Annotated in this window: 19 protein-coding genes and 2 pseudogenes; 13 read left to right on the top strand and 8 right to left on the bottom strand. The window is 59.9% G+C overall.

Annotation, left to right across the window (positions count from 1 at the left end; genetic code table 11):
* Positions 1 to 365: 365 nt before the first annotated feature.
* Positions 366 to 877, top strand: a pseudogene (locus I2H38_RS19460) (DDE-type integrase/transposase/recombinase); the annotation flags it as partial.
* Positions 878 to 1,070: 193 nt separating this feature from the next.
* Here I2H38_RS19460 and I2H38_RS19455 read toward each other — a convergent pair.
* Together I2H38_RS19455 and I2H38_RS19450 are read right to left on the bottom strand one after the other, a co-directional pair.
* Complete coding sequence (locus I2H38_RS19455; RefSeq protein ID WP_196273531.1) at positions 1,071 to 2,381, bottom strand: porin; 1,311 nt, start codon at positions 2,379 to 2,381, stop codon at positions 1,071 to 1,073.
* Positions 2,382 to 3,423: 1,042 nt separating this feature from the next.
* A pseudogene (locus I2H38_RS19450) lies at positions 3,424 to 3,570 on the bottom strand (IS630 family transposase); the annotation flags it as partial.
* A gap of 467 nt (positions 3,571 to 4,037) precedes the next feature.
* On the opposite strand from I2H38_RS19450, the gene I2H38_RS19445 reads away from it, so the two are divergent.
* From I2H38_RS19445 to I2H38_RS19435, 3 genes are all read left to right on the top strand, one after another.
* Complete coding sequence (locus I2H38_RS19445) at positions 4,038 to 4,283, top strand: hypothetical protein (RefSeq protein ID WP_196273530.1); 246 nt, start codon at positions 4,038 to 4,040, stop codon at positions 4,281 to 4,283.
* Between the two features lie 414 nt (positions 4,284 to 4,697).
* On the top strand, positions 4,698 to 5,945 hold the full coding sequence (locus tag I2H38_RS19440) for a Glu/Leu/Phe/Val family dehydrogenase (protein ID WP_196273539.1): 1,248 nt from the start codon (positions 4,698 to 4,700) through the stop codon (positions 5,943 to 5,945).
* Positions 5,946 to 5,963: 18 nt separating this feature from the next.
* Positions 5,964 to 6,815, top strand: coding sequence for a pseudouridine synthase (locus I2H38_RS19435; protein WP_196273529.1), 852 nt, complete (start codon positions 5,964 to 5,966; stop codon positions 6,813 to 6,815).
* Positions 6,816 to 6,941: 126 nt separating this feature from the next.
* On the opposite strand, the gene fahA is transcribed toward I2H38_RS19435, so the two are convergent.
* Together fahA and hmgA are read right to left on the bottom strand one after the other, a co-directional pair.
* The gene (fahA, locus tag I2H38_RS19430) at positions 6,942 to 8,249 is read right to left on the bottom strand and encodes a fumarylacetoacetase (protein WP_196273528.1); all 1,308 of its coding nucleotides are present in this window, start codon (positions 8,247 to 8,249) and stop codon (positions 6,942 to 6,944) included.
* An 8-nt stretch (positions 8,250 to 8,257) separates the two neighbouring features.
* A complete protein-coding gene (hmgA, locus tag I2H38_RS19425) occupies positions 8,258 to 9,610 on the bottom strand; it encodes a homogentisate 1,2-dioxygenase (RefSeq protein WP_196273527.1) in 1,353 nt (450 codons plus the stop codon).
* A gap of 58 nt (positions 9,611 to 9,668) precedes the next feature.
* Between hmgA and I2H38_RS19420 the strand changes: the two genes are divergently transcribed.
* Complete coding sequence (locus tag I2H38_RS19420; RefSeq protein WP_196273526.1) at positions 9,669 to 10,103, top strand: MarR family winged helix-turn-helix transcriptional regulator; 435 nt, start codon at positions 9,669 to 9,671, stop codon at positions 10,101 to 10,103.
* 90 nt (positions 10,104 to 10,193) lie between these two features.
* Here I2H38_RS19420 and I2H38_RS19415 read toward each other — a convergent pair whose 3' ends face one another.
* Positions 10,194 to 11,189, bottom strand: coding sequence for a YeiH family protein (locus I2H38_RS19415; RefSeq protein WP_229426825.1), 996 nt, complete (start codon positions 11,187 to 11,189; stop codon positions 10,194 to 10,196).
* A gap of 13 nt (positions 11,190 to 11,202) precedes the next feature.
* Between I2H38_RS19415 and I2H38_RS19410 the strand changes: the two genes are divergently transcribed.
* Positions 11,203 to 12,195, top strand: coding sequence for a LysR substrate-binding domain-containing protein (locus I2H38_RS19410; protein ID WP_229426824.1), 993 nt, complete (start codon positions 11,203 to 11,205; stop codon positions 12,193 to 12,195).
* A 388-nt stretch (positions 12,196 to 12,583) separates the two neighbouring features.
* On the opposite strand, the gene I2H38_RS19405 is transcribed toward I2H38_RS19410, so the two are convergent.
* Positions 12,584 to 13,735 carry an NAD(P)/FAD-dependent oxidoreductase gene (locus I2H38_RS19405; protein ID WP_196273524.1) on the bottom strand — a complete coding sequence of 384 codons (1,152 nt, stop codon included), beginning with the start codon at positions 13,733 to 13,735 and terminating at the stop codon, positions 12,584 to 12,586.
* Between the two features lie 136 nt (positions 13,736 to 13,871).
* On the opposite strand from I2H38_RS19405, the gene I2H38_RS19400 reads away from it, so the two are divergent.
* Genes I2H38_RS19400 through I2H38_RS19370 form a run of 7 tightly spaced genes read left to right on the top strand, consistent with a single transcriptional unit; the run spans position 13,872 to position 21,646 of the window.
* Positions 13,872 to 14,753 (top strand): MurR/RpiR family transcriptional regulator, encoded by an 882-nt coding sequence (locus I2H38_RS19400; protein WP_196273523.1) that lies wholly within the window; start codon positions 13,872 to 13,874, stop codon positions 14,751 to 14,753.
* 51 nt (positions 14,754 to 14,804) lie between these two features.
* On the top strand, positions 14,805 to 16,388 hold the full coding sequence (locus tag I2H38_RS19395; RefSeq protein ID WP_196273522.1) for an ABC transporter substrate-binding protein: 1,584 nt from the start codon (positions 14,805 to 14,807) through the stop codon (positions 16,386 to 16,388).
* 33 nt (positions 16,389 to 16,421) lie between these two features.
* Positions 16,422 to 17,348 (top strand): ABC transporter permease, encoded by a 927-nt coding sequence (locus tag I2H38_RS19390; protein ID WP_196273521.1) that lies wholly within the window; start codon positions 16,422 to 16,424, stop codon positions 17,346 to 17,348.
* Entirely contained in the window at positions 17,348 to 18,196 is an 849-nt protein-coding gene (locus tag I2H38_RS19385) for an ABC transporter permease (RefSeq protein ID WP_210324880.1), read from the top strand. The genes I2H38_RS19390 and I2H38_RS19385 overlap by 1 nt, the downstream gene beginning before the upstream one ends.
* 2 nt (positions 18,197 to 18,198) lie before the next feature.
* Complete coding sequence (locus I2H38_RS19380; RefSeq protein ID WP_196273520.1) at positions 18,199 to 19,161, top strand: ABC transporter ATP-binding protein; 963 nt, start codon at positions 18,199 to 18,201, stop codon at positions 19,159 to 19,161.
* Positions 19,154 to 20,128, top strand: a complete 975-nt coding sequence (locus I2H38_RS19375) for an ABC transporter ATP-binding protein (RefSeq protein ID WP_196273519.1) — start codon at positions 19,154 to 19,156, stop codon at positions 20,126 to 20,128. Before I2H38_RS19380 ends, I2H38_RS19375 begins: the two co-directional genes overlap by 8 nt.
* A gap of 18 nt (positions 20,129 to 20,146) precedes the next feature.
* Complete coding sequence (locus tag I2H38_RS19370) at positions 20,147 to 21,646, top strand: M81 family metallopeptidase (RefSeq protein ID WP_196273518.1); 1,500 nt, start codon at positions 20,147 to 20,149, stop codon at positions 21,644 to 21,646.
* 299 nt (positions 21,647 to 21,945) lie between these two features.
* Here the strand turns inward: I2H38_RS19370 and I2H38_RS19365 are convergent, their stop codons facing one another.
* Both I2H38_RS19365 and I2H38_RS19360 read right to left on the bottom strand, forming a co-directional pair.
* On the bottom strand, positions 21,946 to 22,329 hold the full coding sequence (locus I2H38_RS19365) for a YybH family protein (protein ID WP_229426823.1): 384 nt from the start codon (positions 22,327 to 22,329) through the stop codon (positions 21,946 to 21,948).
* 16 nt (positions 22,330 to 22,345) lie between these two features.
* Positions 22,346 to 23,047, bottom strand: coding sequence for a GntR family transcriptional regulator (locus tag I2H38_RS19360; protein ID WP_196273516.1), 702 nt, complete (start codon positions 23,045 to 23,047; stop codon positions 22,346 to 22,348).
* Positions 23,048 to 23,195 lie beyond the last annotated feature (148 nt).

Below are 23,195 nucleotides of genomic sequence, written 5' to 3'. Positions count from 1 at the left end.
TACTACGATCCGGACGGCACGGGTAAAGCGCCGGCGGTAGAGTTCGCGAAGCTCGACAAGTACCTCAAGATGACGGCTTCCGACTTCCTCGTCATCTAACGGTAACGAACAAGAGTGGCCCCGGTGCGAACCGGGGCCACTTGCCTGTCGGCAGTGGCTTCATCCGGGCAAGAATCGGCTCTGCGGGCGCCAGATGCGCGCCGTTGGCTTTGCAGGCTTCTCGGACACCGAGGACTTCGCCGAGCAGGCTAACGTGGTATCAACCAGCCGATGCCCACATTCCCACGTTCAAGGGGGTTGGAGGACGGGAGGCCGTCTCCGTGCTCCGCGCGGATCTAAATCGGATCAAACCGATCGCATCGGCCGAAGCGTACATCAAGGTGCGTGGAGAATGGACGTACCTTCACCGCGCTAAGGACAGTATGGGCGATACGGACGCGTTCTGGTTCGGTGAACATCGCGACCTGGCGGCCGCGAAACGCATCCTGACCAAGTTTCTTGAGCGGCATGGACGTCCTGAACGTATCGTCATCGACGGCAGTCGGACCAACCGCGAGGCGATCGTATCCTACGATACGACAAACCGATTGCTCGATCGATCGAGACGTCGGCTGAAGCCGATCCGGATCCGACAAGGCCCTTATCTGAATCACCGCATCGAGCAAATTCACCGCGACGCGTCGGGGCCGATGCTGGTTTCAAGCCGATGGACAGCACTCGTATTATTCTGGGTGGCGTCGAGTTGGTCCCTATGATGCGCAAACGACAGGCGAGGTTTGCCTTCAATCCGCGGCAATCTCTGGCCGATCAGTTCAGGATTCTGGCCCGCGACGTGGGATGTCCGACTGATTCTGTCCCCAGTTTGAGTTTGCGATAGATCGATACATGGTGGTGTGTCTCGAAAATATCAGGCGATTCGTAACCCGCTGAGAAGAGCCTTTCCGATCCGGGGCGCGCCCCGGAACATTCACGCCACGGCACCGAATCGGCGGCACGGTTTCACCGTGATGAGGCAAAGAAAAACCCCGGTGTTGCCACCGGGGTTTCCCTAACCAATCGGGTTGAACCGATTAGAAGTCGCGCTGAACGCGGAGACGGCCTTCCCAGGCGTGATCCGAGCTCTTGGTGATGTTCGTGCCGGGAACGAGCAGCTGACGGCCACGGGGATCGAGATTGACGTAGAGAGCTTCCACGCCGATATCGAAACCGGAAACCGGCTGCCAGAACACGTTCGTGCCGACGCGCCATTCGGTGGCGTCAGCCAGACCGGTGGTGATGCCAGCAGCATTGATCGCCGAAGCGCCACGGCCGTACTCGAAGCGAGCGTACGAACCGAACACGTTCTGACGGATTTGCGGGGTCCAGTAGTGACGCAGACCGCCGGCAATCGACCAGCCGCGACCGCGCTGGATGTTACCCGTGAGGGGGTTCACGAAGCCGTCAACCAGGCCGGCGACGAGATCGCCCGTGCCGAGCGTGTTGGACGAGCCACCGGTGATGTAGCCGAGAGCGCCGTTCGCGTAGACTGCGTTGAGCCACAGGGCGTCACCCGGAGCAAGCATCGGCAGGTTGATGCCGACGTTACCCTGCACGGCGAAGCCGTACTCGGTGTCCGGGTTGTCGGTGAAGCCAGCAATCGTGACCAGGTTGGCAGCGCGGAGCTGGTGAGCAGCGCCGGAGAGCTGAGCCGTACCCCAGGTGCCGGTGTACTTCACGTTAGCGACGACGTCCGGAACGCGCTGACCAGCGTAAACCAGGGCGTTCGCGCGCGGGCCACCGGCGATGAAGCCGTTGTCACGACGCTCGAGGCCGTCTTCCAGCGACACCGTGGCCGAGAAGCCGTTGCCGAAGGTGAAGGTGTAAGCCAACAGGTCAACGTCGGGCGAGTCCGAGAAGCGGAGCGTGCCCATGTGGCCGGTCGGCAGGTCGCCGTTGTCGAAGAAGGTGACAACACGACCGGCGGTCAGGCCACCGAACTGGACGAAAGCTTCCTGAACCTGCGGGTTGTTGCCGATGCCGCCCGTGGCGCCGAACGGCGTGCCGGACGAACGGGTGATCTCGAAGCGAACGAACGTGCGGAGAAGGCCATAAGCCGTCGCCGTACGAGCGTCTGCCTGGATACGGCCGCGAGCACGGAAGCCGATGGCATCCTGAGCGCGGAAGCGCGGCTCACCGTACACGTAGTCAGCGCGAACGCGGCCACCGACGCGGAGGCAGGTTTCCGTGCCCGGGATGTAGAAGAAGCCTGCGCCGTAGGTGGAGCAGACGCGAACGTACTCAACAGGAGCAGCCTTCTTCGCGGGAAGATCGGCAGCTTGAGCTCCGGCAACGGCGGCGAGACCCGCGACCGTTCCGAGAAGAAGGCTCTTAACGAGCTTCATGATTAATCTCCTAGGTTTCTTGGGACGGACACGTCTCACCAAAGCGAAGTGCATCCGAAAATTCACGAAAGGTCCCCCCTCCGCTTCGGCGACCCTAGCCAGCCATGCCGTAGGATCAAGTCGATAAGCCACAATCTAACTTTCTTAGGCCTGTTTTCCGCCCAAGTGTTGCCGAAATCATACAGAGTAATCGAGTAACATATTACTTAATATAAAATTAATTTCTCTGCGTAAGGCGGAAGCCGATTGACAGCAGAGGCGATTTTGGATTGATATCCTATTGTAATCACTGCCGAGAAGCGTGGTTGCCTCTAAAATTCAGGATTTGAGACCCGGAATTTTAAGCCCGGTAGCGCAAGCTACCGGGCTTTTTCGTGCGCGCCCGATCATCGTATGATTCCGCCCGAAACTCGCCAGTCGGCACGCCTTTCGGGGTACTCCTTTCGGCACGTTGCGAATCTCTTAACCGTGACCGTAAAACAAAACATCCGAGCTGATCCCTGGGCGCTACAGTAAATTGAAGTATCAGAGGCGTCCGAGATCATTCAGGCAAGTGGTGATAAACTTAAATTCCAGGGGGCTAAGATGTGTCCGCACGTTGAGCGCGTGGCTATGGCGTTTTATTACGCAGAACACGATATCAATAATTGGGAGTGCGAACCTGAAATTCTAAAAGAAGAGTTCCGCGCCTGTGCTCGGAGCGCGATAAGGCTTCTGAATGGGGACATGTCTCAGGTCAGCGATCTCACCGTCGATTTGATGGATACGGAACGCGAGGCGGCTTAGCGTCGCTCCCAACTTCATCTGCTCGAGAGAGGGCTTTCCGGCATGGATTTGATGGCTGCGGGCGAAAACGACCTGCCCTTGGAGTTCAGATAACCAATGCCCCAAATTGCTGTGCAGTGAGTGGACTTTTCTACCCACTGCAATCGCTTCACGAGCTATCGTGGTGGAAAGGGGCGCCGGATGCATCAAGCTCCCTGAAGCCGTGAGAACGAAGCCACAAGTCAGCTGTCGCTAATGCCGCTAGAGCTGAATCCGATCAGACTTCATCGTATCCGGCGGCGCTAAAGTAGTTGGTGCACCCGCTGGGCGTGAAGAGATCAACCAGGTGCCCGATTGCGTTCCATGGGCCCTCGACGGTGCGCTCCGCGGCCTTTCGCATGAGCGCCTTAAGTTTGGCGACGGCGTGGGCGTCAACAAACATGACGAGGCGTTATGGCCGGGCGCAACGCAGCTCACCCTGAGAGGCGTGGTGGCGCCCTTCGTGCTCGACGGCCTTTCGCACCTGTTCAATAAGGCAACCGGCAAGCGCCTGTCCTGATCTTTCAACATCGAGGACGGACCTAACGTGGAACTGTCGCAAAACTCTCCCGTAACTTGCTCCGCCGCCTGCTTCAGCCCGTAGCCGAGCCTCTTGTTGAGGTCCTCGAGGTCGGCCGCCGCGTCCGCGATCACCGTGCCGGGCGGAAGATGGCTGAGGCTTCCACTTCGATCAGCGCGTCGAAATCCCGAGGCGGGATTTCGCCATATTTGGCGGGCCACCTTGCGACCCGACACGGCGATCCGCACATATATGACCGTAGAAATCCGCAATGATTGGGGGACGTATTGATCCATCGAGATCGAAACAGCACAGGAATTCGATTGGTCCGAATGCCACGTTGGGTCGTCATTCTGTTGCTCGTCGCCGCAGGTCTTCTGGGAATTTTGTTACTCGCTCTGGCTGCGGGCCTTGCCTTGGTTCTGATCCCGGTTGCAGTAGCGATCACCATCGTCGGCCGTTGGCGTTTTCGGCGAGAGAGCCGGAAGGGCTTTGGAGGGAACCCCAGCATCATTGAAGTGGACTATCACACCGTCGACCCGGCACAAAAAAGTGAGGGCCAGGGAAGGCACCGATGACAGCCATCTAACGAGGGTTGTCGGCACGCATCTGGTACACGCCGGAGAGCTGAATCTTACCCGGATGAGGCCATTGCCGAGTGGTAAGGGTCGTGGCTACTCAACTGCACGACCGCATTCGGCGAGGCCCTTAAGGCGGCGCGCTGAGGGTGACCAAGGCCTATGCCGGCGCGTGCCGCTCCATCGATAGCGTGCTTGCCTGCCTCGACAGGTGCAACAGAGCCCACTCATCGCGCCAGATGCGAGTCAGGCTGACATTGTCTGAGGGTCAAATGCCGACTTTCACACCTAATCGACGCGGATGCTCGCCAAGCTGTTGCGCTTCAGCACGGAAGCCGCCATTAAGGCTCCCTAGCGGTAACCCGCCCGATCTGCACCAACGCACAGGAGCAAGATAGATTGCATGCAGCCTCCATGCTGGACCAGGCTCTAACACGCCTCGATGACGCAGCCCGGTACCTCGATCTCGATGCGGACGTTCTTGAAAAACTCAAATACCCGCGTGAGACCACGAAGGTCCGTCTGATGATCCGCATGGACGACGGCTCCCGTAAATCATTCATGGCCTGGCGCTGCCGCTATGACGACACCCGCGGCCCAACCAAGGGCGGCATCCGCTTCCACCCCGATTCCACCATGGAAGAGGTGGAGACACTCGCCTTCTGGATGACCTTCAAGTGCGCGGTGATGAATCTGCCCTATGGCGGCGGCAAAGGCGCTGTGCGGATCGATCCCCACACCCTCTCGAAGGCAGAGTTGGAGCGCCTTTCGCGCGCCTACATCCAGGCCTTCTCCAAGATCATCGGGCCCGACCGGGATGTCCCTGCACCGGATGTCTACACCAATTCGATGGTCATGGGTTGGATGGCCGATGAGTATGCTTCCATCGTCGGTGAGGCGACGCCGGCGGTGATAACCGGCAAGCCCATCGCCCTCGGCGGCTCCCTCGGCCGTGACGATGCGACGGCTCGTGGCGGCTATTATCTCGTCAGGCGCCTGGCCCAGCAGCTCGGGCTGGAGCCTGGAGCGCGCGTTGCGGTTCAGGGCTTCGGCAACGCCGGCCAGCATATCGCGAGGCTGCTTGCCACTGACGGATACAAGATCGTGGCGGTCTCGGATTCCAAGGGTGCGGTCCACTGCTCGTCAGGCCTCGATATCGGCATGTTACTTGCGGCTAAGGGGCGGGGGAGCGTCGCGAGTCTTGCAGGGTCAGAGGGAATTTTCTCCCTCCCAGCTGACGATCTCGTTTCGGTTGATTGTGAGCTTCTGGTGCCGGCGGCGCTGGAGGACATGATCCATGAGGGCAATGCCGCCAGCGTGAAGGCCCGCGTCGTCCTTGAACTCGCCAATGGCCCGATCACGCCCGAGGCCGATGAGATACTGTCTCGTAAGAACGTTATGGTGCTTCCGGATATCCTCGCGAATGCCGGCGGCGTCACCGTCTCGTATTTCGAGTGGGTGCAGAACCGGCAGGGCTATTACTGGCCCGTCGAGGAGGTCCACGCGCGGCTGAAGACGATGATGGAGCGGGAAGCCGACGCCATCTGGGCGCTTTCCCAGGAGAAAACCATCACCCTGCGCAGCGCCGCCTACGTGCACGCGCTTGCCCGGCTGGCTGGCGCCATTGAGGCGCACGGCACGCAGCAGTTCTTCACGAGCTGAGGCCGGAGCGACATCATTATGAAGCTGCCCCCGTCGCGGGGCGTGGGTAAGGTGCGGCGTCCAGATGGCGCCGTGGTCAGCCTGCCGCGCGCCCTGTCGAAGCTTGGGTTCTGCTCCCGCACGCAAGCCGAGGCCTTGATTGCCGACGGCCGTGTGCGTGTTGACGGCAGGGTCACCCGCAGTTTGACAACCCGCGTGGATCCCGGACGCGCCCGCATCATCGTTGATGATCAGCCGGTCGTGGCCGAGCGCAAGGTCTACCTGATGCTCAACAAGCCGCGCGGCCTCGTCACGACCCGCGACGATCCGCACGAACGAGCAACGGTCTACGACTGTTTGGAAGGCCTCGATCTCCCGTTCGTCGCCCCCGTAGGACGCCTCGACAAGGCGAGCGAGGGCCTGCTGCTCATGACCAACGACACGCGCTGGGCGCAGCGTGTTCTGGATCCGGCTTCGAACGTCGAGAAGCGCTACCACGTCCAGATCGACAGAATGCCGGACGAGACGATGCTGGAGCGGCTGCAGGCCGGCATGGTGCTTGACGGCGAGCGCCTCGTCGCGAAATCGGCGAGCGTGCTCCGTGCCGGCACGCGCAATGCATGGCTCGAAGTGGTTCTCAACGAGGGCAAGAACCGTCAGATCCGGCGCCTGCTCGGCGCGGTCGGAGCGGAGGTCCTGCGCCTCTTGCGCGTCGAGGTCGGCGAGGTACAGCTTGGCGATCTGCCGAGAGGCGCGGCCCGGCACCTCACGCCTGAGGAGAAGGCCAAGTTGGATGTTCCAGATCGGCCGGCCTCCAGCCTCTCCGGACTTCGGGAAGGAAGGCGCTCGTTGCAGGAGAAGCCGCGCACTGCACGCGCTTTTCCGAAATAGGACTGTGGCTGCTGTCAACCTGGTGCGGAGTCGACAGAGCTACGGCGACTTGCTCCCTGCAGATTTTTCAACGCCAATGCAATTTCGCGCGCCCGGAAAATCTGTCTGACAGAATGGTTCGTCGAGTCACAGGGCGGGCAAAATAACGGCCCGGCATTCTCCAAAACCGATTGGCGCGAAGCCTTCGCGTTGACCTCGGGCGCGGAGAAACACCTCGTCTCCGTCTTCCAGAAAGCGTCGTTCTTCACCCGAAGGCAGCGAAATTGGATTTCTACCTCCTACGGTCGCCTCCAGGATGCTGCCGCAGGAGGCCGCGTCGGGTCCTGAGATCGTGCCCGTGCCCAGGAGATCGCCGGGCTGGAGATTGCAGCCGTTGCTGGTGTGGTGCGTGATCATCTGCGCAACGGTCCAATACATGTGCCGCGTGTTGGACAGGCCGAGACGATGCGGCGACAGCCCTTTTTCTCTCATCGCGGGCGTGCGCAGAAGAACCTCGAGTTGGAGATCAAGCCCGCCCTCCTTCTGGTCGGCTTCGTCTGTCAGATATGGCAACGGCTTCGGATCGCCCTCTGGCCGCGAGGGTTGGGCGCTGCGGAAGGGCGCCAGCGCCTCCGGCGTGACGATCCAGGCTGAGACGGTGCTGGCAAAGTTCTTTGACAAGAACGGCCCGAGTGGTTGGTACTCCCAAGCCTGAATGTCGCGGGCGGACCAGTCGTTTAGCAGGCAATAGCCTGCCACGTACTGTGCGGCCTTAGTGATTTCGATCGGCTCGCCGGACACGTTACCGGAGCCGATCCAGACTCCCAGTTCCAGTTCGTAGTCGAGCCTTTGGCTCGGGCCGAAACGAGGATCCTCGGAATCCGGCAGCTTCGTCTGGCCGTTAGGCCGGCGCACCGCCGTCCCGGACGGGCTGATGGAAGAGGCCCTTCCGTGATAGCCGATGGGCACATATTTGTAGTTCGGCAACAGAGGATTGTCGGGGCGAAACTGCTTGCCCACATTGGTTGCATGGTGAATCCCGACGTAAAAGTCGGTGTAGTCTCCGATCCGCGCCGGAAGGTGCAGCGTGCAGTCGGTCGCAACATGGAGACATGCTTCTGCATGGCTCCGATCGGGATTGCCCAGCGTCAAAAGCTCAGACAAGCGGGCGCGCAAGGCGCATCGTGCCCTGGCTCCAAGAGCGAGGAATTCATTCAGCGTTTCTCCCGATGCAGCCGCTGCCGCTTCTCGCGCCTCGCCGTCGAAAAGACCGGCCTCGATCGCGGCGCCAAGGTCCAGAATCCGGTCCCCGATAGCGACACCGCCTCTCGGTTTTCCGGAGTGGCTGCTGAAGACACCCAAGGGCAGATTTTGAATTGGAAAGTCCGGATGTCCATTGGCTGAGGCGAGCCAGCTTTGGAGCTTCGGGTCATGCGTTTGGTCGAGTTTGGGCATAGCCGGTCTTATCGCTGGTTCGGATTGAAATGTTTCTTCAGTGAGTGCCCGTAGGCTCCGTAGTCCTTCTGCAGCTTTTCGGATCCGGCGGCATAAGCCGTGACCCGCTGCGGGAACCGCGTTTCGAACATGAAGGCCATCGTCCCCTCGAGCTTGTGCGGATTTAGATCCGCATTGCTGGCCTTCTCGAACGCTTCAAAATCGGGACCGTGCGGGAGCATCGTGTTGTGAAGCGAAACACCACCCGGCGAGAAGCCTTGCGGCTTCGCGTCGTACTGTCCGTAGACGAGGCCCATGAACTCGCTCATGACGTTCATGTGGTACCACGGCGGCCGGAACGTATTTTCTGCGACCATCCAGCGATCCGAGAAGATGACGAAGTCGATATTGGCTGTTCCCGGCGTCTCTGACGGCGAGGTTAGAACGGTAAAAATCGAAGGGTCGGCATGGTCGAACAGAACCGGCCCGACGGGCGAGTAACGACGAAGGTCATACTTGTAGGGGGCATAGTTGCCGTGCCAGGCCACAACATCGAGGGGAGAATGCTCCATCTCGGCGGCCCACAGCGCTCCGCCCCACTTCACATACATCCGCGAGGGCGCATCCTTGTCCTCGAAGGCGGCGACGGGGGTCAGGAAATCACGAGGATTGGCGAGACAATTTGCGCCGATGGGGCCGCGCTCCGGAAGCGTAAAGGCGCCTCCATAGTTCTCACAAAGATAGCCGCGTGCCGGTCCCTCCAGAAGTTCGACGCGAATTTTCACACCGCGCGGAACCACGGCGATCTCGCCGGGCTCGACATCGATGATGCCGAACTCGGTCCACAGGCGCAGCCGGCCCTGCTGGGGCACGAAGAGCATCTCTCCATCGGCATTGTAGAAATACTCATCCACCATGGAGCGGGTGATGAGATAGATATGCGCTCCCATTCCGGCGTGCGTGCCACAGTCGCCAGCAGTTGTGATCGTGCGGACACCTTGGAGAAATGACAGCTGCTCCGCAGGGATCGGGATCGGATCCCATCGCATCGGACCGATCGGAACATCGACTTCGGGAGCCGGAGCCGTGCGCCATAGCCCCATGTCCACTTTCTCGAACTGGCCCCAATGGGTGACGGTCGGACGAATACGATAAAGCCACGAACGCTCGTTGGTGGCGCGGGGCGCCGTGAAGGGCGAGCCGCTCAGCTGTTCCGCATAAAGTCCGTATGGACATTTCTGAGGGGAGTTTCTGCCGAGGGGCAATGCACCAGGCAGCGCTTCCGTCTCGAAACCATTCCCGAAACCGGACATGTAGCCATTCTGGATGGCGCTGACGCCAACGGTATTTTCAGCCTGCAACGGAGGGCTTTGATCGTTCATTTCGGAGACCTCTAATTTTTGTTGCATTGGTAACCGTCTATTTTGTAACCATCAACGCATGAAGAAACTCGCTCTCGAAAACTTTCTGCCCTACCGCCTCAACCGGATCGGGGCCGTTGTCTCCCAAAAATTCAAGAGCGTCTATGGCGCACACCACGATCTCACGATTCCCGAATGGCGTGTTCTGGCAACGCTGGGGCAGTTCGAGGAAATGGGCGCCAAAGCGATCGGGCAACATTCGTCCATGCACAAAACGAAGGTGAGCCGAGCCGTTCGGGCGCTCGAGGAGCGCCGTTGGCTCAGACGCCGAGAGAGCGACCAAGATCGCAGGGAAGAGATATTGTCACTTACAACCGCCGGCCGGCGCGCGTATGCGGATATCGTTCCTCGCGCCGTTGCTTTTGAAAAGCAGATCTTACTCGCCCTCGGTTCTGACGCGACAAAGCTGCTTGCCTCGCTCGATCGACTCGAGCGGACTTTCGAGGAGAACTAACGGGCGCTGCCTTGTTGCGGACCTAAGAATGTTTCTACCTCTGCCCAAAGCCCGTCGGCTCTTTTCCCTTCCGGACGAGAGACAAGGCGCTCATAAAACTCCAAGCAGACGGATCAGGCCGAGGCTGATGCAGAGCAGGAGAACGAGCGAGAGGGCCACGGCAAGCGTCACCCGACCACCCACGCGGCCGAGGACGCGCAGGTCCACGCCGAGCCCTAGGGCAGCCATCGAAACGACGGTGAGCGCCGAAGCGGCGGGGAGAATTCCGCCCAAGACTGGATCGGGAATTGCGCCCGAGGATCGTGCCGCTGCAAGTGCCAGGAAACCGACGATGAACCACGGTACAAGGCGCTTGAAGGACGGCCTCGCGGACTCGGCTTTGGCGCTGCCTACGATCACGGAAAGCAGAATAACGACAGGCCCGAGCATCAGGACACGTACGAGCTTCACCAGGGTGCCGACCTGCGTGCTGACGATGCTAATGGGCATGGTGGCGGCCAGTACCTGCGGCACCGCATAAACGGTTAGCCCCGCGAGCACGCCGTATTGGGTCTCTGACAATCCGAGAAGCGGCACGAGCAGAGGCAGAGAAAGAACCACGATCACTCCGAGAATGGCGGTAAACGCGATAGAGGAAGCGACATCCTCACTTTTAGCGCCAATCACTGGGGCAACAGTCGCGATGGCGGAGTTGCCACAGATGGAATTTCCGCAAGCTACCAGCATGGCCATGCGCTTGGGCAACCCGAGCACACGGCAGAGCCCGAAGGTTGCAAGAAGGGCCGCAGCAACGACGCCGGCAATCCCGACAAGAAGAGGGTATCCTGCCTGCAGCACGGTTTGAAAGCTGATCGAAGCGCCAAGAAGTGTCACGGCGATCTCCAGCAGCGTCTTGCTGCTGAAGGCGATGCCGGGGAGCCACCGGCTACCTGGCGTCCATAGAGTCCGAACCATAGCTCCGAGCAGGATCGCAATCACGAGCGCCTCGAGATAAGGCCGCCCGGTCCAGTGCTCCTCCACAATTTGTACGCCGAAGGAGACGAGGGCAATGAATGCGCAGAGAATGACACCTGGCAGCAAACGCATCCATTGATTTTGCATGGGAGTGGAAATCCTGAACATCGATTTCCAGCTTTCTGATCTTACTTTCGCTATAACGCAAATACATGTATCTCATAGGTCGATAACTGATAGTTATGACATGAATCTCCACCTCCTCAGGCTCTTCGCTGCTGTGGCAGCTCATCGAAGCTTCTCGCGAGCGGCCGAGATGCTCAATATCAGTCAGCCTGCGGTGTCCAAGGGCATACGCGAATTCGAGGCACAGCTTGGGAGTCCGCTTTTCGAGCGCAGATCCGGTGACGTCAAATTGAGCGAGGCCGGAAACGTTCTCATCGAACATGCTCGAGTTTTGTTCGCGATCGAGCGGGTGGCCGAAGAGGCTCTGGACAGTCTGCACGGGCTCCAGCGCGGGACGCTCCGCATCGGCGCATCGAAAACCGTAGCTACCTACTTTCTACCCCCGGTCCTGGGTGCTTTCTTTAAGGCTTACCCCAAGATCGAGCTGCGTCTGACGAGCGCCAACACGGCAAACGTCGTGTCTCTCTTGGTTAAGCGCGAGCTGGATGTCGCCTTGGTCGAGGGACCTGTCGAGATGGAAGGCATCGTCGTGACGCCTTGGCGTAACGACGAGCTGATATTAATCGCCGCTGCGAAGCATCCCCTCGCTACAAAAAGAGGACCCCACTCTCTACAGGCTCTCGCTGGCGAGACGATCGTTTTACGAGAGGAGGGTTCAGGGACACGGGATGTTGCCTGGGAAGCACTGGAGACCGCCGGTTTCAGGCCTTCAATGTTGCTCGAGGTGAGCGACAATGAGGCGCTCACACGAGTGGTAGCAGCAGGCCTTGGGATTGGAATTGTATCGTCGGTCGTTGCTGCCGACCAGATCGCCCTCGGCCGGCTGACGCAGATCAAAATCCGTAGTTTGACAATCCGTCGCGCGCTCTCCCGCCTCAGCTTGCCCGGACGGCAGCCGAGTCCGGCAACGCTAGCATTCAACAGCTATCTGACGAATTCAGAGCTCCGGTGAGAGGGCGAAGCTGGTAGCGATCAACCTCTGCGGGGATGCGGTCGAATTCTGGCTCAGCGAACACGGCGCTGTCACGTTAACTGAGAATCGGCGCATTAGGTGTCACGGACGATTGCCGGCTACGAGGTCATGGCGACGATCCGCAAGGGCCAAGTGGCGAGTGCACCAGCGAACGACGTGAGGGCTCGGAATGACTTGGTTGTGGCTGTGTTCAGCGCTGCTGCCTAGTTTGAGCCATCATCTGGCTCCGATTGACCTACCTCGCTGCGTGCAACAGAACCGCATGATCTCCAAGCGCGGACCGTTCCGCCTCTTTGGCTCGGATTTGCGACAAAGCCACGCGGGATACGCATAAGACAAAGGGAATGAGAAAAAGATCAAGGCTTCCTTACGCCGGCAGAGGCGTGGATTCGGCGTTCCTGCGTGAGAACCGCGCGACCGAAAGATCCTGCTCGGACAGTCCCTGCGCCGCAATCTTCCAGGGAATGCGTCCGTCGGTTATGAGGCCCGCCGCGATCCGCCCAAGGGTCGGCGCCATCATAATCCCGAAGCCTCCTTGTCCCGCCAGCCAGAAGAAATCTTCAATACCAGGGTCGAACCCAGCGACCGGCACCCCATCCGCGGCGAATGTCCGCAGACCCGCCCAACTGTTCGCGATCCGGCGGACGGAGATAAGTGTTCGGCGCTCCAACCAGTCCACAAGAACAGCCATGTCCCATTCTTCGGGCTGGATATCCTGCGGCTCGACCGGTGTCTGGTCCCCTGGCGAAGCCATGATTTTTCCGGCATCCGGCTTGAGATATGCTTCGCCATCGACAAACTCGACAGAAGGTAACGTCCTGGTGTCGAGCCCTCTCGGCTCATCCACGAGAATGGCGGTTCGCCGCTTGGGCACCAGGCCGAGAGGAGGTGTGCCCGCGAGAGCGCCGACCTGGTCTGCCCAGGCTCCCGCCGCGTTGACGACGACGCGTCCTTCGAAGCATGCCTCGCCAGCGCTCGCCCTCCAAAGCCCCGATTTTCGTGAGACCTTATCGATCCGGGCGTTACAGAACAGGCTTCCACCGCGCTGACGCAACCCTCGCAGATAGCCTTGATGCAGCGCGTCCACGTCCATGTCCATCACGCCGGGTTCATAGGCCGCGGCCGAGACGCATTCCGGACGCAGTAGCGGAGCCAGTTCGAGTACACGGGAAGCCGGGATCGCCTCTATCCTGTTGTCTTCCGAGGAAAGTGCGAGGATCGCGTTCAACTTGTCTTCGTCTCCCGGAGTGGCAACGGTCAAGGCACCGCGCGGTGTCACGAGGGGGCGCTCGGCAAATCCGCTCGGCGGATTGATGAAGAAGTCGTGGCTGGCCGCATTGATGCGCTGGACGACGGGTGCCCCGTAATTGCGGGTGTACAGCGCTGCCGAGCGGCCGGTGCTGTGATAGCCCGGCATGGCCTCGGCTTCGATCAGCGCGACGGATCCGCTTTGAGCGAGCTCAAACGCCGCGGCAGCGCCGGAAATGCCTGCGCCGATAACCAGATAGTCAAACTTCATCGCATGTCACTCATGAGCGCGCGGCCCGGGGCGGGCGCCTACAAATCCTTCAGCACTTTTGAAAGAAAAACAATATCGATTGACATCATGAAAGAAATATTCCCTGATTGTTCTAGCGGAAGCGGAGTGGAAGCCGTTGAACGGGCCGGTTCGTCAGAGACTGAGGGATTGCTTAGCGGGCGCCTCAAAGGCGGACAAAGCGCTTGCGAGTTATATGCTGGCGCGGCTGAGTGGCATTCCTTTCGAAACAGCCGCGAGCTTGGCGGAAAAGGTTTCCGTGAGCGAGCCGACCGTCGGTCGGTTCTGTCGCTCCCTCGGCTATAAGAGCTTCAAGGATCTGAAGGAACAGCTCCGCCAGGACATCGGCGACCGCCCCTGGCTCATCAGCGACCGGCTGCGGGAATTCCAGCAAAGGGCGCTGGCGGGCGAAAATCAGCTTGCTCAAGCGCTGCAGCTGGAAATGTCCGGTCTCGTCGCCGTCTACGAGCTCGCGCAGACCGAGGACTTGAAGCGCGCCGTTCAGCGTTTTGCTCACGCCAAAGCGGTTTTCGTCGCCGGCTTCCAGACCGAGCGCGGCATGGCTCAGTTCTTTGTCAATCAGCTGCAATATCTGCGCGATCGGGTGCATCTCCTGGATCTCGCGGGCGGGAATTTTGCCGAGCTGCTCCTGTCCGATCACGAGGGCGCTTGTCTCGTCATCTTCGAGGCCCGCCGCTACTCGCGGATGGCGCGCCTGCTGGCCCGCGAAGCACGGGAAGCAGGCATTCCGACCACGCTTATTACTGACGCATTCTGCGATTGGGGGCGGGATCTCGTTGACGAGATGCTCGTCGTGCCGACCGAGTTCAACATGTTCTGGGACTCCACTGCGCAAATGGCAACCCTCACCAATCTCCTGATGAATGCGATTTTCATCGAGCTAGGTCCCGCGGTGGAGCAGCGCATGAACAAGATCTCACAACTCTATGCTCGCTTCACAGGATACGTGGGCGATTCTTCCGGTCCGATTACGGGATGACAAAAGCCTGACCGGACCGGCCTTCACTCAACAAAACCACAGGGGACTGTCATGAAATCAATCTTCAAGAGCGCGTTGCTATCCGGATCCGCTCTTCTGACCGCAAGCTTCCTTTCGCTCGGTTCCGCCGCAGCGCAGGAAGCGGTTTTCGCCGTCACGGCCCGCGAGGTCGGCGCGCCAAGCTACAATCCGATCAAAGCGACGCGCCTCAATAGCGCCAACTCTCTGATCTTCGATCGTCTTCTTCTGCAGGATGCCGATCAAAGCTTTCACGGCGTTCTAGCAACATCCTGGGAATCCTCGCCCGACGGCATGGAGTGGACATTCAAGCTGCGCCCTGGCGTCAAGTTTCACAATGGCGAGCCCTTCAATGCCAAGACCATTCAATGGTGGGTTCCCAAATTCGCCGGCACCGAAAACGCTTACACTGTGAGCGCCATCGACAAGGTCGAGGTGGTGGACGACCTAACGGTCAAATTCATCATGAAGAATCCCGATCCGAATCTCCTCTTCAATCTCGCGAGCTCGTTCATGGGGGTTCCGGAGCCGAAGTCTTATGATGCTTTGGGCGACAAATTTGGCGTAACGGCCGCCGTCGGGACGGGGGCTTTCAAGATGGAGAGCTTTACGGTCGGACAGCAGACGGTTCTTGTGCGCAACGACGACTACAAGTGGGGCTCCGATCTTTCGAAGAACACGGGGCCGGCCAAGATCAAGCGTATCACCGTTCGCGAAATCGCGGAGGATTCGACAGCCTTCCTTGAGCTCAAAACGGGCGGCGTCGACATGCTCTTCACGGTGCCGACGGACTTCCTGCCGCGCCTTCAGGCCGAGAAGGCCGTCAAGGTCGTGGCCATTCCTGGCGTCGAACTCGTCTATATGCCGATCAACACCTCGGTCGAGCCTTTCACCGACATCAAGGTCCGCGAGGCGACGGCGCTCGCCGTCAATCAGAAGGAGATTCTGAACACGCTCTATGGCGGCGTAGGCGCTCCGGCGAAGAACTTTCTTATCAGCAGCCTTCTCGAATCCAAGGTCGATCCGAAGTACGACATCACCTACTCTCCGGAAAGGGCGAAGAAGCTTCTGGATGAGGCTGGCTGGACGATGGGTGCAGACGGCATTCGGGTGAAGAACGGCGCGCCGCTCCAGGTCAAATTGTGGACGCAGAACGGCACCGAGTTCAAACGCCTGACGGAAGTCATCCAGGCCCAGCTCAAGGCCATCGGTATGAAGGCCGATATCACCGTCTTCGACGCCAGCACGATCAACGCCCAGTACAAGAAGAAGACCGAGCATCAGCTCGCGGTCCGGTCGTATTCCTGGACGAACGCGGATATCATCGACTGGTTCTTCAGCGGCAAGCGTCTGGGCTATCCGAACGTCTCTATGCTTAATGACCCCAAGGCGGAGGAACTGAACGACACGGCGATGAACAAGTCGAAGACCTGGGAGGAGCGGGTTGCGAACTTCAAGGCCTATCACGAGTACGTCTTGTCCCAGTTCGCCTTCGCTCCGATCTACGAACCCGCACAGATCTTCGTCTATAACAGCAAGAGGCTAAAGTTCCCGGAGGCGATCCGCGGCACGCGCCTGACCAGCCAGTCGATCCTCGACGTGAACGTCGCCGAATAATCGACCTCTGGTCAACAACCGAGAGATACCGGGATGCTCACCTTCATCCTCAAGAGAATGCTGCTGCTCGTTCCGGTGTCGCTCGCGGTCTCGATCGTGATATTCATGATCGTTCATCTCGTGCCGGGTGATCCGATAGACCACATTGTTCAGATCGGTTCGTCACCCGAGCAACGAGCGGAGTTGATCGCTAGATACGGACTCGATAAGCCCATCCTCGTGCAATACGTGACTTGGCTCGGAAACGTTCTTTCAGGCGATCTCGGCACCGCCATTATTCTGCGTCAGCCAGTTTCGGCGCTGATCGTGCAGAACATGCCACATAGCCTGACACTCGGCGGTCTTGCGCTCTTGTTTTCGACCGTCGTCGGCATTTCGACCGGCGCTCTCGCCGCCGTGTTCAGAGACACTTGGATCGACAGGGGCGTAATGACCGCCATCCTATTCGGATCGACTCTTCCAAGCTTCTGGCTCGGCCTGCTGATGATCCTGCTTTTCGCCGTCCAGCTCGAGTGGTTCCCCGTTTCGGGAGCCCGAACCTGGGGCTCGCTTGTCCTGCCCGTACTCACGATCGGTATCGGCGGCACGGCGCTCGTCGGGCGCGTCACCCGCGCGGCCATGCTGGATGTGGTGCGCAAGGATTTCGTTCTGATGCTGCACGCGAAGGGGCTTTCGCCGTGGGCTATTCAAATGCACCATATCTTGCGCCATGCGCTGTTGCCCGTGGTGACGATCCTGAGCCTGCGCATTGGCTGGATTCTGGGCGGCGCAGTCACTATCGAATTCGTCTTTGCGCGCCCGGGACTGGGTTCGCTTCTCATCAACTCGCTCAGCCAGCGCGATTATCCGGTCGTCCAGGGCTGTCTCCTGATGCTCGCTATTGCTGTGATGCTCGGAACTTTGCTCGGCGACGTAGTCCAGGCCATCATGGATCCGCGCGTGCGTGAGAGGATTGCGTGATGGCTCAGCCGATGCATACGCTCGTCCGCATTGTCTCAACGCCGCGCGGCGCAGTATCCGGCGCGATTTTGCTGATTGTCATCCTTTGCGCGCTGCTGGCGTCCTGGGTCGCACCCTATTCTTATGACATCCAAAATCTGCCCGGGGCGAACTTGGAACCTTCCGCGAGCCACCTTCTCGGAACCGACGAATTCGGGCGGGATCTGCTTTCGCGCATCATCTATGGCGCGCGCACATCGCTCGCGGTTGGCTTCACCTCGATCGGCGCTTCCGTTCTGGTTGGGCTGGTCCTGGGCGGCGCGGCGGGCTATTTCGGTGGAGCGTTCGACCGCTCGGTTACGGCGATCGTCGACCTGACGTGGTCTTTCCCTGAGATCCTGATCGCGCTGATCCTGATTGCGATCGCGGGGCCGGGGCTCCACAGCACGGCCATCGCGATCAGCATCGCCTATCTCGCGCAATTCACGCGCCTCACCCGAGCGCAGATCATCGGCCTCAAGAACGAAACTTATGTCGAAGCCACCATCGGACTCGGCGCTAGCCATGGCCATGTCCTATTCCAGCATCTGTTGCCGAACGCGCTAACGCCGGTCATCGTCGCGGGCATGCTTGCAACCGGAGACGCCATCATTCTCGAAGCGACGCTCGGCTTTTTCGGGCTAGGCGCACAGCCGCCGACTCCAAGCTGGGGCGCGATGATGAGCAGCGGAACCGCTCAGATCTTCATTGCGCCCTGGATCATTATTTTCCCGGGTGTGGCTATCGCAGGCACGGTAATCGCCATCAACCTTTTCGGCGACGCGATCATCGACGCGCTCGATATCCGTGGCAAATTGCGGGAGAGCTGAGGATGACCTTGCTCTCAATCCGCGATCTTTCTGTCTGCATCGGCCGCCTGAGGCCCCTCGATGGCATCTCCTTTAATCTCGACAAGGGAGAAATCCTTGGCGTTGTCGGTGAGTCCGGCTCCGGCAAGTCACTCACGGCCACCTCCATCATGGGTCTTCTGCCGCTCATCGGTGGCAAGGTCCTCAAAGGTTCGATGTACTTTGATGGCATCGATCTCACCACGCTCGACGAGGCGTCTTATCGCCGGCTGCGCGGTAGGCGCATTGCCCTCATCAGCCAGAACCCAATGACGTCGCTCGATCCCATTGTGCGCATCGGCGCACAGATCGATCAGATGGCGTCACTCCATCTCGGTCTTTCGCCGCAGAAGGCGAGGGCGCGCAGCATTGAACTCATGGAGCAGATGCGGATTCCGCAGGCGGCAACCGTGTACGGCCAATATCCCCATCAACTTTCCGGCGGCATGAAACAGCGCATTGTCGTTGCTATGGCGCTTGCGGCCGATCCCGACCTGATCATCGCTGACGAGCCGACTACAGCTCTCGATGTCACCATACAAGCTCAAATCGTCCAAATTCTCATAGATCTTGTACGCGAGCGGGGCTTGGCGCTGATGCTGATCACCCACGACATGGGCGTCGTCGCGCAGGCTTGCGATCGGGTCGTTGTGCTCTACGCGGGCCGTGTGGCTGAGAGCAATAGTGTGGAGGGGATTTTTGCCGAGCCGAGGCACCCCTACACGCGCGCGCTGATCCGGTGCATCCCCCGGGGCGGGCAGGCCCGCGGCAGCCTTGTTGGAATTCCGGGGGTTGTGCCGCGCGTGCTCGACTACCCGCGTGGATGTCGCTTCAACCCTCGCTGCGATCTCGCCCAGCCCATTTGCTACACCGAAACTCCGCCGGTTCATGCCGATGGCTCTGCGGCCGTGGCGTGCCACTTCAGCGAGGTTCGCGCCCATGTCTGACGCGGCCAGCAATTGTCTTCTTTCGATGCGCGGCCTGACGCGCGAATTCCGAATCGGCGGTGGCCTTTTCTCGCCCGCCAAAGTGCTTCGTGCCGTCAGCGACGTCTGGCTTGACGTCCCTCGTGGCCGCGTCACCGGCATTGTCGGCGAGTCCGGCTGCGGCAAGTCAACTCTTGCTCGATTGGCGCTGCGGTTGCTGGACGCGACCGCCGGCAGCGTGATCTTCGACGACGTTGAACTCGGCGGCCTCAAGTCGGGAGAGTTGCGCGAGCTTCGCCGCCGCATGCAGATGGTATTTCAGGATCCGTATTCTTCTGTCGATCCGCGCTACACGATTCGCGAAGCACTGGTCGAACCTTTCAGGGTCCAGAGAATTCGTTTGACCGCTGCCGAGGCCAAAAGCCGGGTGGAAGAGATGCTGACCATGGTGGGTTTGAGCCCGCATCTGGCAAGCAGCTATCCGCATCAGCTTTCGGGAGGCCAGAAGCAACGCGTGGGGATAGCTCGCGCTCTGGCCCATAAACCGAGCTTTCTAGTTCTGGATGAGCCGACGGCGTCGCTCGATGTTTCGATCCAAGCCCAAATCGTCGCGCTTCTTGAGTATCTCCAGCGCGATCTTGGCCTAACTTATCTCTTCATCTCCCACGATCTCGGCCTTGTCCGCTATTTCTGCGACACGATCGTCGTGATGTATCTCGGCAGGATCGTCGAGATTCTTCCCAATGCGGTGGCCAAGCCGCGCCACCCGTACACGAAGACACTCCTCGACAGTACGTTCGAGCCTGACCCGTCAAAGCGCCGGCACATCAGCCGGCTGAGCGGTGAGATCCCGAGCGCCTTCGATCTTCCCAAAGGCTGTGCCTTCGCGGCGCGTTGCTCCCATGCTGCTGATCGATGCCGGCAGGAGCGACCGGAGATGTCGGACGCCCCGGGGCATCGCGTGGCCTGTCATTATCCCCTCAACTAAAAGCCATCGGAGAGTCGCATGTCCTTTACCGTTCTGACCGCCGAATTCTCGCATGAGAGCAACACGTTCAGCCGTCGGCTGACAGACTACACGGCTTTTACGGATCGCACGCTCTATTTTGGAGAACAGGCTGTCACGGAGCGCGGCGATGCCAACACTCCTCTGGCAGGTTTTCTTGACGTGGCACGCGCTTTCGACTGGCGAACGATACACCCGATCAGCGCAGCGGCGCAGCCTGCCGGCCCCGTGACGCGCGATGCCTATGAGCGCATCGCAGGGGTCATCGTCGAAGCAGCACGCGCCAACCGTGACAGGATCGACGGAATTCTGCTCGGGTTGCATGGCGCTATGGTGACCGATTTCTGCCAGGATGGTGAAGGTGAGTTGCTGGAGCGCCTCCGCGCCGTCGTTAGCCACCACATCCCCATCGGCATTACTCTCGACCCCCACGCCAATGTCACGCGCAAGATGTGCGAGCTCGCGAACATCGTCGTATCTTATAAGACCTATCCTCATGTGGACATGCGAATCTGCGGACGCCAGGCAGGGGAGGTCCTCCAGCGTGCGATGGCAGGAGAAATCGCGCCCGTCACCGTGCGAGTTCATCGCCCGATGCTGGAAGAAGTCAATGGTGGACGCACGGATATCGGCCCGATGATCGAACGCATCGCCCGCGCCCGCGCCTATGAAGCGGAACCCGATGTGTTCGCGGTGAGCGTTAACGGAGCCTTTGGAAACGCGGATATCGAAGAAGTTGGGCCGACTGTCCTCGTGACAGCGCAAGGCGATTTGGAGCGCCATCGACGCTTCGCGGAATCACTCGCCGACGACATCTGGAACAGGCGCCTTGAGTGCATCAACAGCTATGTTTCGGTCAACGATGCTGCTCTGCAAGGCAAATCTTACAAGAGAAAGACCGGCCCGCTGGTGATCGCCGATTATGCCGACAATCCCGGCGGCGGCGGTTATGGCGACTCGACCGAGTTGCTCCGCGCCATGATAGCGGCAGGCGTCGAGGATGCCTGTTTCGGCCCCATGGTGGATCCAGAGGTGGCCGCCGAACTTCACCGCCACAAGGTCGGTGAGACTGTCTCGACCCGCCTCGGAGGCAAGACAGATCCACGCGTGGGCGGTGCCCCGCTGAGTGTTACGGGTGAGCTGATGCTCCTGAGCAATGGCCACTACGTCGGCGACGGGCCAATGGCTGGCGGGTTGAAAGGGAGTTGGGGTCCGACCGCCGTCCTGCGCGTCGGCGGCATCGACATTCTCGTGGTTTCAATTCCCACGCAGATGCTCGACCTCCAGCAATTTCGAACCTTCGGCATTGATCCAGTGGCGAAATCGGTGGTGGCGTTGAAGTCGATGCAGCATTTTCGCGCCGCTTTCGAGCCGATTGCCGGCGATATCATTGTCTGCGACAGCGGGGCTCTGTGCACGCCGGATCTCAGCAAGCTCCCCTTTCGCAATGTTCCGCGCCCCATTTTCCCCCTCGATCGAGATATGACTTTATCTCTCTGAGCCGAAAGTCGTTCTGGTTTGGACTCGCACCGATTACAAGCCGAACATTGTTGGCCGCTTCCAGCTGTGCCGTGAGACGCCCGCTCGCCTTCGTTGCCATAGGCCTTCCCCCCAGCCCTGCCGCTCACAAGTCAGGAAGATGATGACGTCCCAGTCAGACTCCGCGACCACCAAGCTTGTTCAGGGCTGGCCGACCTCAACGCCCTCACCGCAGGTGGCCGCGGGCAGGTGCGATCTTCGCTCGGCTCGGATCCCCGTTCGGGGCGGCTGCGTGCCCGCTCCGGGGAATGCAGCGGCGTTCATTTCGGCTCGATCTGCGAGACATGATTAAGCGCGATCACCCATTTGCCGTCGCGCTTGCGCATCAGCCGGGTGTTGACACCTGTTTGGTTCCCGGCAGCCCGGACGAGATTGTAGTTGCTGATCAATTGGGCGGCGTCGGACGCTAGCATCTCGATGCGGATGTCCGAGAAGGTGAGCTGCCCTTGCGAGCCCGGCGCGCCGCCGTAATCGGCGATGTAGTGATCAAGCGTTGCCTGCCAGTCCTTTTGTATACGACCACGGGACACGAAAACGACGTCCGGATTGGCAAATCCATCCATGTAACCGTGGAAATCGCCGCGGTTCCAGGCCACCTCCATGTCCGCGATGACGGTTCGGATTGCGTCTTGATCTTCATTCATGGACATTTTCACAAACTCATACCTTGTCGAGAACGGTGGCCTTGGCGACTTCGTCTTCCTGACGTTGCCGTTTGAGGAGAACTTCCTGCGCCGCGGACACGAGATGGCGGCGCAGCGCGTTTTCAGCAGCCTTGGGGCTCTGGTCGAGGATTGCGTCGACGATCTGCTGGTGTTCGTTGCAGGACCGCTTCAGGCGCCCCTTGTCCTTGAGCTGATACTTGCGGAAGGGAGCGAGCTTCAGCCGCAATGTTTGCGCAGCGGCGATCAGATCACTGTTGCGGCTGCCCTGGAAAAGAAGGTCGTGGAAACGAGTATTGATCTCGTTATAGCCGACACAGTCGCCCTCTTCGGCAAGGGCGTTCATCTCCCTGTGCATACTTTCCAGTGCCGCGCGCTCGCTCATCGTCATCCGATGGGAGGAGAGCCGCCCACAGGTAGCTTCGAGCTCCGCCATGGCCTCGAACATCTCATCGATGCGCTGGGCGGAAATCTGCGTCACGACGACTCCCTTGTAGGGCTCGCGTTCGGCAAGCCCTCGGCCGCACAGGATGTGCAATGCCTCGCGCACCGGCGTGCGCGACACGCCGAACTGCGCGGCGATGGATGTTTCGTCGAACCGTGAACCGGCCGGAATCGCGCCTTTGATGACCGCTTCCTCGAGCTGCTCGGCAATGAATTCGCTACGGCTTTTCTTACCGGAAGCCGGTAAATCCAGCACCTTGTTTTCCTTTTCCCTTTGGCGCCTCGGTCTCCCGGGCAGAGTGTTTCAATAATACATGATGCGCAAATTATACAATCGGCCCGCGATCAGGGTCATAAATATACAACTTGTCCACAGAGGATGGGCATCTACCGGGTTGTTGTCC

The organism is Microvirga alba, from assembly GCF_015694465.1.
Classification (GTDB): Bacteria; Pseudomonadota; Alphaproteobacteria; order Rhizobiales; family Beijerinckiaceae; genus Microvirga; species Microvirga alba.
The sequence above is the reverse complement of the archived record's forward strand: the minus strand, read 5'-3'. Positions and strand labels throughout refer to the sequence as shown.